General features: G+C 67.6%; 11 protein-coding genes. 7 read left to right on the top strand and 4 right to left on the bottom strand.

Features of this window, described 5'->3' with window-relative positions; genetic code table 11:
* Positions 1-135 precede the first annotated feature (135 nt).
* Positions 136-636, top strand: a complete 501-nt coding sequence (locus Hhyl6_RS03585) for a DUF7984 family protein (protein WP_483737855.1) — start codon at positions 136-138, stop codon at positions 634-636.
* On the opposite strand, the gene Hhyl6_RS03580 is transcribed toward Hhyl6_RS03585, so the two are convergent.
* The 4 genes from Hhyl6_RS03580 to Hhyl6_RS03565 all read right to left on the bottom strand — a co-directional run bounded on the left by Hhyl6_RS03580 (position 610) and on the right by Hhyl6_RS03565 (position 3,947).
* Positions 610-1,659 (bottom strand): iron transporter, encoded by a 1,050-nt coding sequence (locus Hhyl6_RS03580; RefSeq protein WP_483737854.1) that lies wholly within the window; start codon positions 1,657-1,659, stop codon positions 610-612. The two genes, Hhyl6_RS03585 and Hhyl6_RS03580, sit on opposite strands and share 27 nt — an antisense overlap.
* A 51-nt stretch (positions 1,660-1,710) precedes the next feature.
* On the bottom strand, positions 1,711-2,976 hold the full coding sequence (locus tag Hhyl6_RS03575; protein WP_483737853.1) for a DUF7405 family protein: 1,266 nt from the start codon (positions 2,974-2,976) through the stop codon (positions 1,711-1,713).
* A 102-nt stretch (positions 2,977-3,078) separates the two neighbouring features.
* The gene (locus tag Hhyl6_RS03570; RefSeq protein ID WP_483737852.1) at positions 3,079-3,588 is read right to left on the bottom strand and encodes a winged helix-turn-helix transcriptional regulator; all 510 of its coding nucleotides are present in this window, start codon (positions 3,586-3,588) and stop codon (positions 3,079-3,081) included.
* The gene (locus Hhyl6_RS03565) at positions 3,585-3,947 is read right to left on the bottom strand and encodes a DUF7471 family protein (RefSeq protein ID WP_483737851.1); all 363 of its coding nucleotides are present in this window, start codon (positions 3,945-3,947) and stop codon (positions 3,585-3,587) included. The genes Hhyl6_RS03570 and Hhyl6_RS03565 overlap by 4 nt, the downstream gene beginning before the upstream one ends.
* A 54-nt stretch (positions 3,948-4,001) precedes the next feature.
* Here Hhyl6_RS03565 and Hhyl6_RS03560 point away from each other — a divergent pair, with 54 nt between their 5' ends.
* The 6 genes from Hhyl6_RS03560 (at position 4,002) to Hhyl6_RS03535 (ending at position 14,608) form a co-directional block, all read left to right on the top strand.
* A complete protein-coding gene (locus Hhyl6_RS03560) occupies positions 4,002-4,721 on the top strand; it encodes a hypothetical protein (protein ID WP_483737850.1) in 720 nt (239 codons plus the stop codon).
* Positions 4,722-4,770: 49 nt separating this feature from the next.
* Positions 4,771-6,225 (top strand): proline--tRNA ligase, encoded by a 1,455-nt coding sequence (gene proS, locus Hhyl6_RS03555; RefSeq protein ID WP_483737849.1) that lies wholly within the window; start codon positions 4,771-4,773, stop codon positions 6,223-6,225.
* Positions 6,226-6,414: 189 nt separating this feature from the next.
* Positions 6,415-8,070 (top strand): histidine kinase N-terminal 7TM domain-containing protein, encoded by a 1,656-nt coding sequence (locus Hhyl6_RS03550; protein WP_483737848.1) that lies wholly within the window; start codon positions 6,415-6,417, stop codon positions 8,068-8,070.
* 276 nt (positions 8,071-8,346) lie between these two features.
* Positions 8,347-8,763 carry a CBS domain-containing protein gene (locus tag Hhyl6_RS03545; protein WP_483737847.1) on the top strand — a complete coding sequence of 139 codons (417 nt, stop codon included), beginning with the start codon at positions 8,347-8,349 and terminating at the stop codon, positions 8,761-8,763.
* 194 nt (positions 8,764-8,957) lie between these two features.
* Entirely contained in the window at positions 8,958-13,511 is a 4,554-nt protein-coding gene (gene gltB / locus Hhyl6_RS03540) for a glutamate synthase large subunit (protein WP_483737846.1), read from the top strand.
* Positions 13,512-13,621: 110 nt separating this feature from the next.
* Positions 13,622-14,608: an NAD-dependent epimerase/dehydratase family protein gene (locus Hhyl6_RS03535; RefSeq protein WP_483737845.1), complete on the top strand. Its 987-nt coding sequence runs from the start codon at positions 13,622-13,624 to the stop codon at positions 14,606-14,608.
* Positions 14,609-14,630: the final 22 nt, after the last annotated feature.

The following is a 14,630-nucleotide window of genomic DNA, read 5'->3' as shown; positions in this document are numbered from 1 at the left end:
CGTGGTTCAGTGAACGACCTCCGGACGGGAGAACTGCCCGGAAAACCGATTGTAGACGAAGGTAGCCCACTCGAATTATTAAAGACTTCGCACTACCGGCGCCACAGCAAAGGCGTCGGCCCGACTGGTCTCGGTATGCACGTCACACCTGCGGTCGTCGCCGAGGAGTACGAGTGGGTCAGCGAGCGGGCGGACGTGGTCGTTCCGCTCGTCAACGACACGCGCGACCACCTCGGGGATTCGTTCGAGGTGGAGGTCGCGTCTATCGACGAGCGAGCGTATCACGAGGCCGTCGACGCGGTGTTCGCGGACGGCGACCGGGCGGTCAACGTCGCGGCGCTAGTCCGACTGCTCAGGGACCTCGACGTGGCGGGCGACTACCCGGGGTTCGTCGTGGACGAACTGCTCGGTCGCGAACTCGCGGCGATGCTGGCGGGCGACCAGCCCCTTCGGTTGCTCGCCGAGGCGACGTTCCACGTCGCCGACGTGCGGACCCACGGCGAGGCGGGTGAGGCCGCCGGCGCGGACGACCTCGACGCGGCGCTGGCGGCGGGCGTCCAGACCCGCTTGCCGGGGTGGCCGTGGCAGGACTCAGAGAGTCCGTTCGCGCTAGAAGGTGAAGGTGGGGGTCGCTAGGAAGGCCGTCTCGTACCCCTCGTGACGCGAGACTTGCGGGGGCGCGACCACGTCCACGCCGACGGAGGGGTCGCCCGCTGTCGTCGGGACGACGGCGCCGTAGTGAGCGCCGAGGTCCGGGTGGAGGGCCGCCCCGAGTGCGTCGTCGTACGCCGTCTCACCGCCCGCTTCGACGGTGGCGTCTATCGACATCATCGGCAGTGGGACGCGGTTGTACGGCGTCCGAACCGAGACGGCGAGATACGACTGGCCGTCGTCGAGGAACGCGGCGTCCGAGAGCCACGTCGCGGCGTACACCGCGTCGCTCCCCTTCTTCGTCCCGAGCAGGGAACCCGGCAACTCCTCGGCGACCGGCGATTGCGACGTGGGCCGCATCGACATCTCCATAAGGTCGAGCGCGGCCCGCTCTCCCTTCGTCTCCGGGAACTCCTCGAACGAGAGGTCCCGCAGCGCGGACTCTGCGAAGTCGAACTCGACGGTCGTCTCGGCGGCCTCGCCGAACCGTCCGTCGAAGGGGCCGAGGCGGCGCTCGCTCGCCGCGTTGACCCTGACGCGGAGGGTGTAGAGGCCGTCGCCGTCGAGTTCGTAGTTGTCGCCGTAGTGGAATCCCATGCTCTGGGATATCATTGGCCACGGCGGTTTCTGGTCGACCGTCTCGCCGTCCTTCTCGACGGTGATTTCGACCCCGGCGGCGACGGGGAGGACCATCTCCGTCTGGGGGTCCCACACCGTGGCCATCAGGTGGACCGTGTCGGCGTCTCGGATGTCGACTCGCTCGGCTTCGGTGCCGGTGACCGTCCAGAACCGGTGGGGAAACGAGTAGCCGAGACCGACCATGTAGTCGCCCGCTTGGGCCATCCCGGCCATCCCCATCCCCTCGGCGTGGGTGGGGCGGTACGTCGCGTCGGGCCGGTTCTCCACGAGCGGTGGGGCCCGCGTCGACTGACTCTGGAACGACCCGCAACCGGCGAGGAGCGACGCGCCGGCGAGGCCGGCGCGTGCGAGAAATCGACGTCGGTTCATACTCTCGGGTATCCGCTGTCCGTCAAAGACGATTCTGGTACGGTGGACGAATCAGGCCGGGTCGGCCGGCGGGAGCGCACGGAGGTCGCGGGGCGGCAGGAGGTAGTTCCCCCGGCGCTCGACGGTCATGTACTGGAGGATTCCGTTGTTGGTGCGCTGGCCGACGGCGGACTCCTCGGCGACGTCCGTGCCGTTCATCGCCTCGCGTGTGGCGACGAAGTCGGCGATGGACTGCTGGAGCGAGAGGAAGTGCAGTCCCGCCTCGCCGCCGTCCGTCGAGTCGAAGTCCCTGCGCAGGATGGTCGGACTGTCGTCTGTCCGGGCGCGCGAGAGTTTCTGCGAGTGGCCCACGACGCCCTCCCGTCGACCGCTCTCGACGACGTCCTCGGGACACTCGTCGATGGCGCTGTCGGTGCCGAGGTTCTCGCCGACGCCCTCCACTTTCCCCTCGTCGGCGTGGGCCGGGCAGAACATCTTCGAGACGCGCTGGTCGCGCGAGTCCTGCTCGTACCACTGCTGGAGGTGCAGGCGGATGAACGAGAGGTGCTGGGTCGTGCCGCCGCTGAACGGGCCCGAGTCGACGGTCACGGCGTCCTCGGTGGCCTGATTCCCCTTGAAGCCGGACTTGAATCCCATGAACAGCGGCGCGTCGTCCGGGACCGGTTCCGAGTCGGGGATGCCGTCGACGTCCTGATTCTCGGCGGGGAGGCCGCCCCCGACGAACCCGGTTCGGCGGTCGGCCACGCCGAACACGCCCTCGAACGTCGCCGGCATCTCGTGGTCGTTGACCGACTTTTCGGTGCCCTTCAGCGCCTCCTCGGCCGCCAAGACGACGCTCTCGTGGTCGCTGGCGAGGTGGAGGAGGGCGTCCGGCGTGTCGAAGTCCGGGTCCTCGAACGGGGCCAGCGCTTTCGGCTCCGGTAGCTCGACGCCGGCCGGACCCGACTCGAACCGGTCGAAGTACGCGGGGCTGTAGCCGAGCGTGAACAGGAGGCCGTCGTTACTCCACTCGTAGGCGCGCTCGAGCGAGGTGAGCGCGTCTTCGACCTGCGTCCGGTCGGCGGCGGTCGGCGTCCCCTCACCCTCGTAGTCGAGCAACAGGAGGACGTGGTGGTGTGCCATCCGTGGGTTGCCGGCGTCGTCGGTGGCCAGCGCCCCGTTCCACGCGTGCTGTCGGGCCGGCAGACTGTCGGGGTCGTCGGTCCCCGCGGGAACGTCGGGTGCGCCACGGTCCAGACAGGCGGCGAGCGCGGCCGTCCCGCCGATTGCGACGGCGCTCTTCGCGAACTCGCGTCGTGAGATACCGCGGTCTGTCATCGTCACGCCCTAGGGACCAGCCCCATTATTCGGTTCTGGTACGCCAGCCGAACGCGGGACGACGGGGCGTAGACGCTGTCGGGACAGTCTTTCACGACGCCCCTACCCGGGGCTTTCGAGCAGGCTGTCCACGAGGCGCTCGAACCGGTCGGTCAGCCGTTCGGGCAGACTCGGTTCCAGCGTCCGGACCAAACGGGCCGTCTCGTCGGGGCGGGCGAGTTCGAGGGTCACGCGCCCGCCGTCGCGGTGCTTCTCGACGACGCCGTGTTCGACCAGTCCGTCGAGGTGGTGTTCGAGCGTGCTTCGGGCGATGCCGAGGTGGTCGGCCACGCCGTCCGGTCTGGCGGTCCCGCGCTCGAACAGCGTCACGACCACGTCCCGGGCCGTCTCGCGGCGGAGCAGGGCGATGACCCGGCGCTCCCGACCGTCGTACCCCGGCGGGTAGTAGTGGGTGCGACCGTTGACCGTCTCGGCCGTCACGTCGTCGAGTCGCCGGAGGTGGTACTGGACTTGTCCGGTCGCGAGGTCCAGCGCCCGCGTCAACCCCCGGAAGTGGATGCCGGGGTCCCGGTCGATTCGCTCCCGAATCAGTTGCCGCGTCTCCCCGCTCATGTCTCTTCGTTGTCGAGCCGTTTCTCGACGCTTCTGGAATAATACACGGCCCCTAAGACCAGTGCCACGACGAGTGCGTCGGCGGCGTGTTCGAGCGTGTGATGGCTATCCGGACTGACGAGGCCGACCACCGACAGGCCGACGAGGAGGGGGCGGGCGACGAGGGCACCCAGCGCCAGCGCCACGAGCAGATACGCCGGTGACCCGCGGCGGCGGTACGCGGCCACGCCGAGTGCACACAGAGCAGTCGTCGCCACTGCGGAGACGGCGACGACGGCGGCGAAGTCCAGGTGGACGTCGCCCAGATGAACGCCCACGTGGCCCGGCCAGTTCATGGTCGTGTCTAGCGACGAAGCCACCTGACTCTCTCGGTTCTGGCGGACTTTTTTACGGTCCCCGCGCGACCCGCCGGTATGGACAGCATCGGGTTCGTTTGCGAACCGGACCACGGCACGTTTTGGCCGGTCGCGGAACGGTTGGCGGCCCGGGGGTTCGACGTGACGTTCCTCCGGCCCAGCGACCCGATCAACCCGGCCGACGTCGAGGGACTCGCCGCTCTCGTCAACGGGGTGCTCCATCCGGAGGCGTTCCGGACGCTCCGCCACGCCGACCGGCACGACGTGCCGACGTGGAACGGGTTCGTCTCGACGACGGCGCTGGCCTCCCGACTCCTCGCGCTCGACGCGCTGGAGACGGTGGGCTGTCGCGTCCCCTCGGTCCGGTTCGACGGCCCGGCGGAGGGGTTCGTCCCGGCGAGTCAGTTCGCGTGGGGCGCGTCGCTTGAGGGGCGGCCGCCGTTCTACGTCGAGTCGGTCGGGAGCGACGCCACCGTCCACCGCTACTACGCCGTCGACGACGGGCGCGAGACCCACGTCCGGGCCATGGCCGTCAGGACGTCGCTCTCTGACGCGGGGTCGTTGGTCACCGACACGGACGTCGACGTGGCCCTCGCCACCCGAGTCCGGGAGTTGCTGGAGCGGTTCGGGGCGCGGGCGGTCGGCGTCGACTTCGCCCGCGACGAGGCCGGCGAGTTCTACGCCCTGCGGGCGACCCCGGTGCCGAGTTTCGCCGGGACGGACATGGAGCGCCGCGTCGCGGACTCCGTGGCCTCGCTCACGACGCTCGGCGCGTAGTGGCACACCTTCGGGGAGTTTATTAGCGGCCTCGGCCACGATTCCGGTAATGAGCGGCGAGCAGGAACTCGGCATCACGGAGAGCAAAGAGCATTCACCCGGCGAGTGGTACGCCGAGGTCGTCCAGAAGGCCGGCCTCGCGGACTACGCCCCCATGGGCGGGTTCATCGTCACGCGACCGCGCGGCTACGCCATCTGGGAACGCATCCAGAGCCACCTCGACGGTTGGTTCAAGGACACGGGCGCTCAGAACGCCTACTTCCCCCTCTTCATCCCGGAGAGCTACCTCGAGAAGGAGAAGGACGTCGTCGAGGGGTTCGACCCCGAGGTGGCGTGGGTCACCCACGGCGGCCACGAGGAACTGGAGGAGCGACTGGCGGTCCGACCGACGAGCGAGTCCATCATCGCGCCGTTCATGGCCCAGTGGACCCGCTCGCACCGCGACCTCCCACTGCGACTGAACCAGTGGTGTTCGGTCGTCCGCTGGGAGGCCACCGAGACCAAGCCGTTCTTCCGCACCAAGGAGTTCCTCTGGCAGGAGGGCCACACGGCCCACGCCGACGAGGAGGGCGCGTGGGACGAGACGATGACTCGCCTCGACCAGTACGAGCGCCTCTACGAGGAAGTCATGGCGATGCCGCCGCTGAAAGGGCGCAAGCCCCCACACGACAAGTTCCCCGGCGCGCACACGACGACGACCGTCGAGGCGCTGATGCCCGACGGGAAGTCCGTGCAGGCCGCTACCTCGCACTATCTGGGGACGTCGTTCGCCGACGCGTTCGACATCACCTACGCCGACGAGGACGAGGAGGAGAACGTGGCCCACACCACGTCGTGGGGGCTCTCGTGGCGCGCGATGGGCGCGCTCATCATGACTCACTCGGACGACCAAGGACTGGTGCTCCCGCCCGCGCTCGCACCCACGCAGGTCGTCGTCGTCCCCATCTGGCAGGAGGACACCAAAGACGACGTGATGGAGTACTCCGCGGACCTCGCCGCCGAACTGGAGGAGGCCGGCGTCCGCGTCGAGTTCGACGACCGCGACCACCGCAATCCCGGCTTCAAGTACAACGAACACGAACTCAACGGCGTCCCGCTCCGAATCGAGGTCGGACCCCACGAGGTCGAGGACGGGGAGGCGACGCTGGTCCACCGCCCCGACGGCGAGAGCGAGACGGTCGACCGCGAGGGCATCGACGACACCGTCGCGGACCACCTCGACACCGTCCACGCCAAACTGTACGCCAGCGCCGAGGAGACGCTGGAGGGCGAGATTCGCGAGGCCGAGTCCCGCGAGGAGATTCTGGGCACCATCGGTCAGCACGGCGGCTACGTCAAGTGTGGCTGGTGCGGCGACGAGGACTGCGAGGACCCCATCAAGGAGGCCATCGCCGCCGAAATCGTGATGGTCCCGCTGGACCGTGACGAGGAACCCATCCACGACGAGTGCGCCATCTGCGGCGAGGACGCCGAGGAGACGGCGTACTTCGCGAAGAGTTACTGACGCTGTACTGACCCGGGCGGAGGGGCCGGCCGGTTTCTCGACGCCCGTGGTCCTTCCCCTGCAGGCGCTCTTCCGGATTCACTACCGGTCCGCCGTGGCGACTGGGACCACAACGCCCGAGTGTCAGCTGGCATAGCTGACGACAAAGCGATAAGTGTATCGGAGTGAAACGTACGCCAGAGTCGAGCGATGAGCGCAACAGTCGGGGGACTGGTCGCGGTCGTGGGGGTTCTCGCGGGGTTGGCCGTCTTGGGGTGGCGAAACCGGACGACTCCGGGCGGGTTACTGTTCACCGTCTTGCAGGTCGTCTCGGCCGTCTGGGTGGCGTCTGCGGCCGTCGGACTCACGCTGGCGCCCGGGCCCGTACGACTCCGCGTCTGGGGCGTCACGACGGCCCTGAGCCTCCTCGCGGGAACGGTCTGGCTGGCGTTCGTCCTCCGCTACGTCGGGCAGGAGTGGTGGCTCCGACCCCGCCCGTTCGGCGCTGTCGCCGCACCGCTGGTCGCCGGGTGCGTGTTGTACGCCGTCGCGCCCTCGTGGCCGGCGCTCATCAGGACGACCCAGCAAGTCACGGTGCAGGTTGGGACCGTCGTGCAGGCGACTATCGGCCCGGTCGGCGGGGCTCTCGGGGTGTACCTCTACGCCGTGTTCCTCGGCGGGTTCGGGGTGATACTGAAGACCGTCCGGGACAGCGACACGCTGTTTCTCGGACAGTCCGTGGCGCTGGTCGTCGGGTCGCTCGTCACCGTTCTCGCGGGCGCGGCGACGGTTCTCGGTGCCGTCCCTGTCGAGGGGTACCCCCTCGTCGAAGTCGCCGTCGGCGGGCAGTCGCTCTGTTTCGCGTACGCCGTGTTCAGACAGGAGTTTCTGGCGCTGGTCCCGGCGGTCGCCCGCATCGGGGAGCGCACCGTCTTCGACGAACTCGACGACGGCCTCCTCGTCGTGGCGGAGGGCACCGTCATCCGAGCGAACCCGCAGGCACGGGCGTACCTCGATACCGACGAGTTGGTGGGCAGACCAGTCGAGTCGGTGTTCGACCGCTTCGGTGTCGACGCGCTCTCCGACCTCCCCACACGGTTACAACAGGGCGGCAGAACGCTTCAGGTGACGGCCTCGACGGTCCGAGGCTCTCGGCGGCGGACCGTCGGTCACGCACTCGTGATGCGCGACGTGACGAGTCTCGACCGCCGCCAACAGCGGTTGCAGGTTCTCAACCGTATCCTTCGGCACAACCTCCGGAACAGCATGACGGTGGTGTTCGGAGCGGCCGACGAAATCGAGGCGCGGACGACGGGCGAGGTAGCGACGCTCGCGACGAAGGTGACCGAACAGGCGGAGTCGCTCACCGACATCAGCGAGAAGGCCATCGAAATCGAACGCGTCTTTCACTACTCGGGGAGCGTCGACCGGGTCGACGTCGCGGACCTCCTCGCCGACGTCGTCGGACAGTTCGGTGCCCACCGCTCGTCCATCACCGTCGAGGTCCGCGACGACGTGTCCGCGCTCTACACGAACCGCGACCTCCTCTCGCTCGTCCTCTCTGAAGTCGTGGAGAACGCCCTCTTCCACGCGGGCCCCGACCCGACGGTCCGAATCACCGCGGAGCGGTCGGGGGACGCGGTCCGCCTCTCCGTGGCCGACGACGGGCCGGGGATTCCGGCGGACGAACTCGAACCGATTCGAGACGGCGAGGAGACGGCGTTGAAACACGCCAGCGGCCTCGGTCTCTGGTTGGTCTACTGGGGTGTGCAGTCGCTCGGCGGCGGCGTCGACGTGGAGGCCACCTCCGCCGGGTCGACCGTCGACCTGTCGATTCCCGTCGGCGAACCGGCGACCGAACCCTGAGACGGACGCATCGCTTGCAATCGCAGGCATCGAAGGAAAGGATGGGGCTCAGGGAGCGTGTGACTTTCTCCGTGCCCCCACAGTCGTCTCTTACACGGTCCTATATAAATCGCCGTCAGACTCGGGTCATACAAACGGCAGACAGCGGCCGAATACTCGATTTCAGTGACAGGTTCGGCGGGCGATGGCGACACCCGACGCGGTGGTCGCCTTGCACACGCGGCTTGGCCTGCAGGTAACAACAGCCTTATATCCATGTGTATGTGACGCAGAGACATGGACGACATCTTTGTCGGACGGTTGATGTCATCGCCAGTTACGACCGTATCTGCCGACACGCCGGCCGCGAGGGCTGCCGAACTGATGCTGGAGGAAGGCATCAGTTCGGTCGTCGTGACGGACGACGACGGCCAGCTCGCGGGCATCCTCACGTCGACCGACTTCGTGGCTATCGCGGCGGCAGACGACTCTACGGATGCCCTCTCGGTGGCCGACTACATGACGGCCGACGTGGTGACGACGACGGCCAACGCGTCGATTGAGGACGTCGCGGACCTCCTGATAGAACACGGGATTCATCACGTCCCCGTCGTAGACGAGACTGAGGGCGTCGTCGGCATGCTGACGACCACCGACCTCACGGCGTACATCTCGGGTATCGAAGACCCCACTCCCGCCCGCGCACCGAACTAATCGACCCGGCCGACGGGACAAATGTTGCCGCTTTCTGACGCTGCCACTCTCTCGTGAGAGGGTGGGCTGGCTCTGTCAATCGCAATACAGTGGCAACGTTCGTTACAAATATATATGTCCTAATGTGGGGCTAAAGAACACTAATACCTTCATGAACATCCTCTTATGGGAGTTCAAACTAGAAGCGCGCACACATGGTTGAGCGACACAACAGTGACCAGTCTGTGGGCGAGGCCGGGCTCGCAGACCCGACAGACGAACGGTCGAACTGCGGCGTCGGGGTCGTGATGGACCTCGACGGCGGCAGCGACCACGGCACGGTATCGGACGGACTCGACTTGCTCGAGAACCTCGAACACCGAGGGACGACCGGGGCCGAGCAGAACACCGGCGACGGCGCGGGTATCATGCTGCAGATTCCCCACGAGTTCTTCGCCGAGGAGATGGACGCCGACCTGCCCGCACCGGGGGAGTTCGCCGTCGGGACGCTCTTCCTCCCGAAAGACGACGACGAGGCCGCAGCGGGTCTGAAAGACCTCGTCGAGACGGAACTCGCCGGCGAAGGGCTGGACGTCCTCGACTGGCGTACCGTGCCGACCGACAACAGCGACATCGGCGCGACGGCGCTCGAATCCGAACCGGCCGTCGTCCAGTTCGTCGTCACCTCGACGGACGGCAAGACCGGCGAGGAGTTCGACAACCAACTCTACGTCGGTCGCCGCGCGCTCGAGAACACCGTCGAGGCCGAACAGCCGGCGGGTCACGAGCGTTTCTACGTCGTCTCGCTGGCCACCGACGTCGTCGTCTACAAGGGACTTCTGAAGGCCGAACAGCTACCCGAGTACTACCCGGACCTCTCCGACGACCGCCTCGAATCGGCGTTCGCGATGGTCCACGCCCGCTTCTCGACGAACACGCTCGGTGCGTGGCACCTCGCGCACCCGTACCGCCGCATCATCCACAACGGCGAGTTCAACACCATCCAGGGCAACATCAACTGGATGCGCGCCCGCGAGACGGACATCCAGAGCGAGCGCTTCGGCGAGGACGTCGAGACCATCAAACCCATCATCGACGACCCCGGGCAGTCCGACACCGCGAGCGTCGACAACGCGCTCGAACTCCTCCTGCAAGGTGGTCGTGACCTCCCGCACGCGCTCCGGATGCTCATCCCCGAGGCGTGGCGCGGCGACATGAACAAGGTCTCGGGCGACCGCAGGGACTTCTACGACTACCACGCCTCGCTGGTCGAACCGTGGGACGGCCCGGCGCTGGTCGCGGCGACGGACGGCGAGCGCATCGGCGCGGTCCTCGACCGCAACGGCCTGCGCCCCTGTCGCTACGACGTCCTGCAGGACAACACGCTCGTCATGTCCTCGGAGGCAGGCGCGCTCGACCACGACCCGAGCGAAATCGCCGAGCGCGGCCGTCTCCAGCCCGGACAGTGTTTCCTCGCAGACCCCGAAGAGGGGCGCGTCATCCCCGACGAGGAGGTGTTCGACGACATCGCCGACGAGAAGTACGGCGAGTGGGTCGCCGAGGAACAGGTCGACATCGCCGACGTGGCCGACCGCTCCGACAACACGCCGAGCCACGACGTCGACGGCCTGCGGAGCCATCAGGCGATGTACGGCTACACGTACGACGAGGTGGACCACCTCATCGAACCGATGGCCGAAAAGGGCAAAGACCCGGTCGGCTCCATGGGCGACGACACGCCGCTGTCGGTCCTCTCGCAGTTCAACCGACCGCTGTTCACCTACTTCAAACAGCTGTTCGCGCAGGTCACCAACCCGCCGCTTGACTACATCCGCGAGGAACTGGTCACCTCGCTCGAATCGCGCCTCGGCTTCCAGCGCAACCTGCTCGACGAGACACAGGCCCACGCGCGCCACCTCGTCCTCGACTCGCCGATTCTCACCGACGCCGAGACGGCGGCCATCAAGGACATCGACGAGAACGGCATGTCGACGAAAGTCGTCGACATCACCTACGAACAGGGCACCGACCTGCGCGAGGCCGTCGAGGACGCCCGTGCCGAGGCCAGCGCCGCCGCCGAGGAACACGACATCATCGTCCTCTCCGACAAGGCCGCTGGCGAGGACCGCGTCCCCATCCCCTCGCTGCTGGCGGTCGGTGGCATCCACCACCACCTCGTCCGCAACGGCCTGCGCAACCACGTCGGCCTCGTTCTCGAATCGGGCGACCCGCGTGCTGTCCACCACTTCGCGACGCTCATCGGATACGGCGCGGGGGCGGTCAACCCCTACCTCGCCTACGAGACCATCGAGGACCTCGTCGCCGGTCCGGACGGCGCGGACCTCTCGGACGCCATCGACGCCTACATCACGGCCGTCGAGGACGGCCTGCTGAAGACGATGGCCAAGATGGGCATCTCCACCGTGGAGTCCTATCAGGGCGCCCAGATTTTCGAGGCCGTCGGCCTCTCCTCCGATTTCATCGCCGAGTACTTCGAGGGCACCACCTGCCGCACGGAGGGCATCGGCATCGAGGAGATAGAGGAGGACCTCCTCCAGCGTCACGACGTGGCGTGGAGCGAAGAGGAACCGGAGATGCCCCGGCAGGGCGAGTACGAGTTCCGCTCGAACGGCATCCACCACCAGTGGAACCCCAACACGGTCGGCAAGATTCAGCAGGCCGTCCGCATGGGCGACTACGAGACCTACAAGGAGTTCGCCGAACTCGTCAACGACCAGAACGAGCAACTCCAGACGCTTCGGGGCCTCCTCGAACTCGATTCGGACCGCGAGTCCATCCCCATCGAGGACGTCGAACCCGTCGAGGACATCGTCACGCGCTTCGAGACGGCGGCGATGTCACTGGGGTCGCTCTCCCCGGAGATGCACGAGAACAACGCCATCGCGATGAACCGTCTGGGGGCCAACGCCAACACCGGCGAGGGCGGCGAACCGCCCGAGCGGTTCCACACCGAGAAGGAGTGTACCACGAAGCAGGTTGCGTCCGGCCGTTTCGGCGTCACCTCGGAGTACCTCTCGGCCGCCGACGAACTCCAAATCAAGATGGCACAGGGCTCCAAGCCCGGTGAAGGGGGCCACCTCCCCGGCAAGAAGGTCAACGAGATGATTGCCCACGTCCGCTACGCGACGCCGGGCGTCGGCCTCATCTCGCCACCGCCGCTGCACGACATCTACTCCATCGAGGACCTGAAGCAACTCATCCACGACCTGAAGGCCTCGAACCCGGAGGCCGACATCAACGTCAAACTGGTCGCCGAGGACGGCATCGGCACCATCGCGGCCGGCGTCGCCAAGGCCAACGCCGACGTGGTCCACATCTCGGGTCACGACGGCGGCACCGGGGCGTCGCCGAAGACGTCCATCAAGAACGCGGGCCTCCCGTGGGAACTCGGCGTCGCCGAGGCCAACCAGATGCTCCGCGCGACGGGGCTTCGCTCGCGCATCAAGATTACCACCGACGGCGGGATGAAGACGGGCCGCGACGTGGCCGTCGCCGCCCTACTCGGTGCCGAGGGGTACACCTTCGGGACCGCCTCGATGGTCACCTCCGGGTGCGTGATGGCCCGGCAGTGCCACGAGAACACCTGCCCGGTGGGCATCGCCACGCAGAACGAGAACCTCCGGAGCCGATTCCCCGGCGAACCGCAACACGTCATCAACTACATGACGTTCGTCGCGCAGGAACTGCGCGAGATAATGGCCGAACTCGGCTTCGAGACGGTCGACGAGATGATAGGCCGTCCGAGCGTCCTCCGACAGCGCGACGACGTCACGCAACCGAAGGCGAAGAAACTCGACCTCTCGTCGGTCATCGCCGAACCGGCCGACAACGACGACCGGTACAAACAGCGCGAACAGGACCACGAGGTGGACGAACAACTCGATTGGGACCTGCTCGACGCGGCCGAATCTGCCATCGAGAACGGCGAACCGGTCGCCATCGACACGGACATCGACAACGTGAACCGCGCCGTCGGTGCCACGCTGTCGAACCGCATCTGCCGGAAGTACGGCGGTGACGGCCTGCCGGACGACACCATCCGGGTCGACTTCGACGGCACCGCCGGCCAGTCCTTCGGGGCGTTCCTCGCCGAGGGCGTGACGATGAACCTGACCGGGACGGCCAACGACTACGTCGGCAAGGGCCTCTCCGGCGGGAAGATAATCGTCAACACGCCCGAGGACGCCCCCTACGAGGCCAGCGACAACATCGTCATCGGGAACGTCGCCCTGTACGGCGCGACCCAGGGGGAGGTGTACATCAACGGCATGGCCGGGGAGCGCTTCGGCGTCCGCAACTCCGGCATCAAGGGCGTCGTCGAGGGCGTCGGCGACCACGGCTGTGAGTACATGACCGGCGGCGCAATCGTCGTCCTCGGGGACACGGGCAAGAACTTCGCCGCCGGGATGTCCGGCGGCGTCGCCTACGTCTACGACCCCGACCAGTCCTTCGCAGAGAAGGCCAACACCGGCATGGTCTCTATCCGGGAGACGCTCGAGGCCAAAGACCGGCAGATGATTACCCGCCTCGTCGAGAACCACGCGGCCTACACCGACTCGGACCGCGCGAACGAACTCCTAGCGGACTGGGACGCGGAACTCGACAACTTCACGATGGTTATGCCCGACGCGTACGCCGAGGTCATCTCCGACCGGGAACGCGACGACGTGCGCAACGAACCGCCGGCCGCCGCGACCCCCGCGGCCGATGCCACGGAGGCGGACTTCGCGGCCTCCTCTGACGACTGAGGACCACCGCGGGTCGTCCGCTTTGGCGGTCGCTCGCCGTTTTCCTCGCGCCCGAGGACGCACCTGACCGCCACCCCACTCGTTTTGACGCCGCCCGCCGACAGACCGGTATGGACGACGCACTCGTCATCGGCGGCACGCGCTTCATCGGCCGCTACACCGTCTCCGAGTTCCGCGACGCAGACTACTCCGTGACGATGCTCAACCGGGGCACCCGCGAGAACCCCTTCGCGGACGACCCCGACGTGGCCCACTTCGAGGGTGACCGGCGGGACCGTGAGACCCTCGAAGCGGCCTACGAAGCGGTGGACCCGGATGTGGTCGTCGACTGCGTGGCGTACTTCCCCGAGGACGTGCGGGTCGCCACCGACGTCTTCGCCGACGTCGACGCGTACGTCTACGTCTCCAGCGGCGCGGCCTACGGCGAGGAACGGGTCCCAAAACGGGAGGACGACACGGCGCTGAAACCCTGCTCGGACGAAGAGGCAACGACGGACAGCGCCGAGACGTACGGGCCGCGCAAGGCCGAGGGCGACCGGGAGGTGTTCGCGGCCGCCGAGGAGGGCGTGCGAGCGATGAGCGTCCGCCCGACCGTCGTCTACGGCCCGCACGACTACACCGAGCGGTTCGCGTACTGGGTCGACAGGGTGGACGTGGAGGACCGCATCGTCGTCCCCGGCGACGGCCTGAGTCTCTGGCAGATGGTGTACGTCGAGGACGTGGCGAGCGCCCTCCGCATCGTCGCCGAGGAGGGGGCGGCGGGCGAGGCGTACAACGTCGGCGACGAACACGCGCCGACGCTGGGCCAGTGGATAGACCTCGTCGCCGAGACGTGCGAGACGGGCGTCGAGACGGTGGGTGCGACCGCGCGTGACCTCGCGCGCGAGGGCGTCGAACCGCAGGACTTCCCCATCTACCGTGGGTCGCCACACCTGCTGGAGACGGCGAAACTCCGGGCGCTCGGGTGGTCGTCGACTCCGCATCGGGTGGCGCTCCAGCGCACCGTCGCGGAACACCGAGAGAACGACCGCACCGGACGCAAGTACGGCCCGGACCGGGAGACGGAGGCCGCCCTGCTCGACAGACTCACCGAGTGACCCGTCACTCCCGGCGACGAGA

Source organism: Haloarcula sp. H-hyl6 (assembly GCF_056934455.1).
This window is presented reverse-complemented; position numbering and strand designations above follow the sequence as displayed.

Coding starts and splice junctions, on each gene's coding strand:
- Hhyl6_RS03550 (WP_483737848.1), top strand. CDS start 6,415: ATGAGCGCAACAGTCGGGGGACTGGTCGCGGTCGTGGGGGTTCTCGCG.
- Hhyl6_RS03570 (WP_483737852.1), bottom strand. CDS start 3,588: ATGAGCGGGGAGACGCGGCAACTGATTCGGGAGCGAATCGACCGGGAC.
- Hhyl6_RS03585 (WP_483737855.1), top strand. CDS start 136: ATGCACGTCACACCTGCGGTCGTCGCCGAGGAGTACGAGTGGGTCAGC.
- Hhyl6_RS03545 (WP_483737847.1), top strand. CDS start 8,347: ATGGACGACATCTTTGTCGGACGGTTGATGTCATCGCCAGTTACGACC.
- proS (WP_483737849.1), top strand. CDS start 4,771: ATGAGCGGCGAGCAGGAACTCGGCATCACGGAGAGCAAAGAGCATTCA.
- Hhyl6_RS03560 (WP_483737850.1), top strand. CDS start 4,002: ATGGACAGCATCGGGTTCGTTTGCGAACCGGACCACGGCACGTTTTGG.
- Hhyl6_RS03580 (WP_483737854.1), bottom strand. CDS start 1,659: ATGAACCGACGTCGATTTCTCGCACGCGCCGGCCTCGCCGGCGCGTCG.
- Hhyl6_RS03575 (WP_483737853.1), bottom strand. CDS start 2,976: ATGACAGACCGCGGTATCTCACGACGCGAGTTCGCGAAGAGCGCCGTC.
- Hhyl6_RS03535 (WP_483737845.1), top strand. CDS start 13,622: ATGGACGACGCACTCGTCATCGGCGGCACGCGCTTCATCGGCCGCTAC.
- gltB (WP_483737846.1), top strand. CDS start 8,958: ATGGTTGAGCGACACAACAGTGACCAGTCTGTGGGCGAGGCCGGGCTC.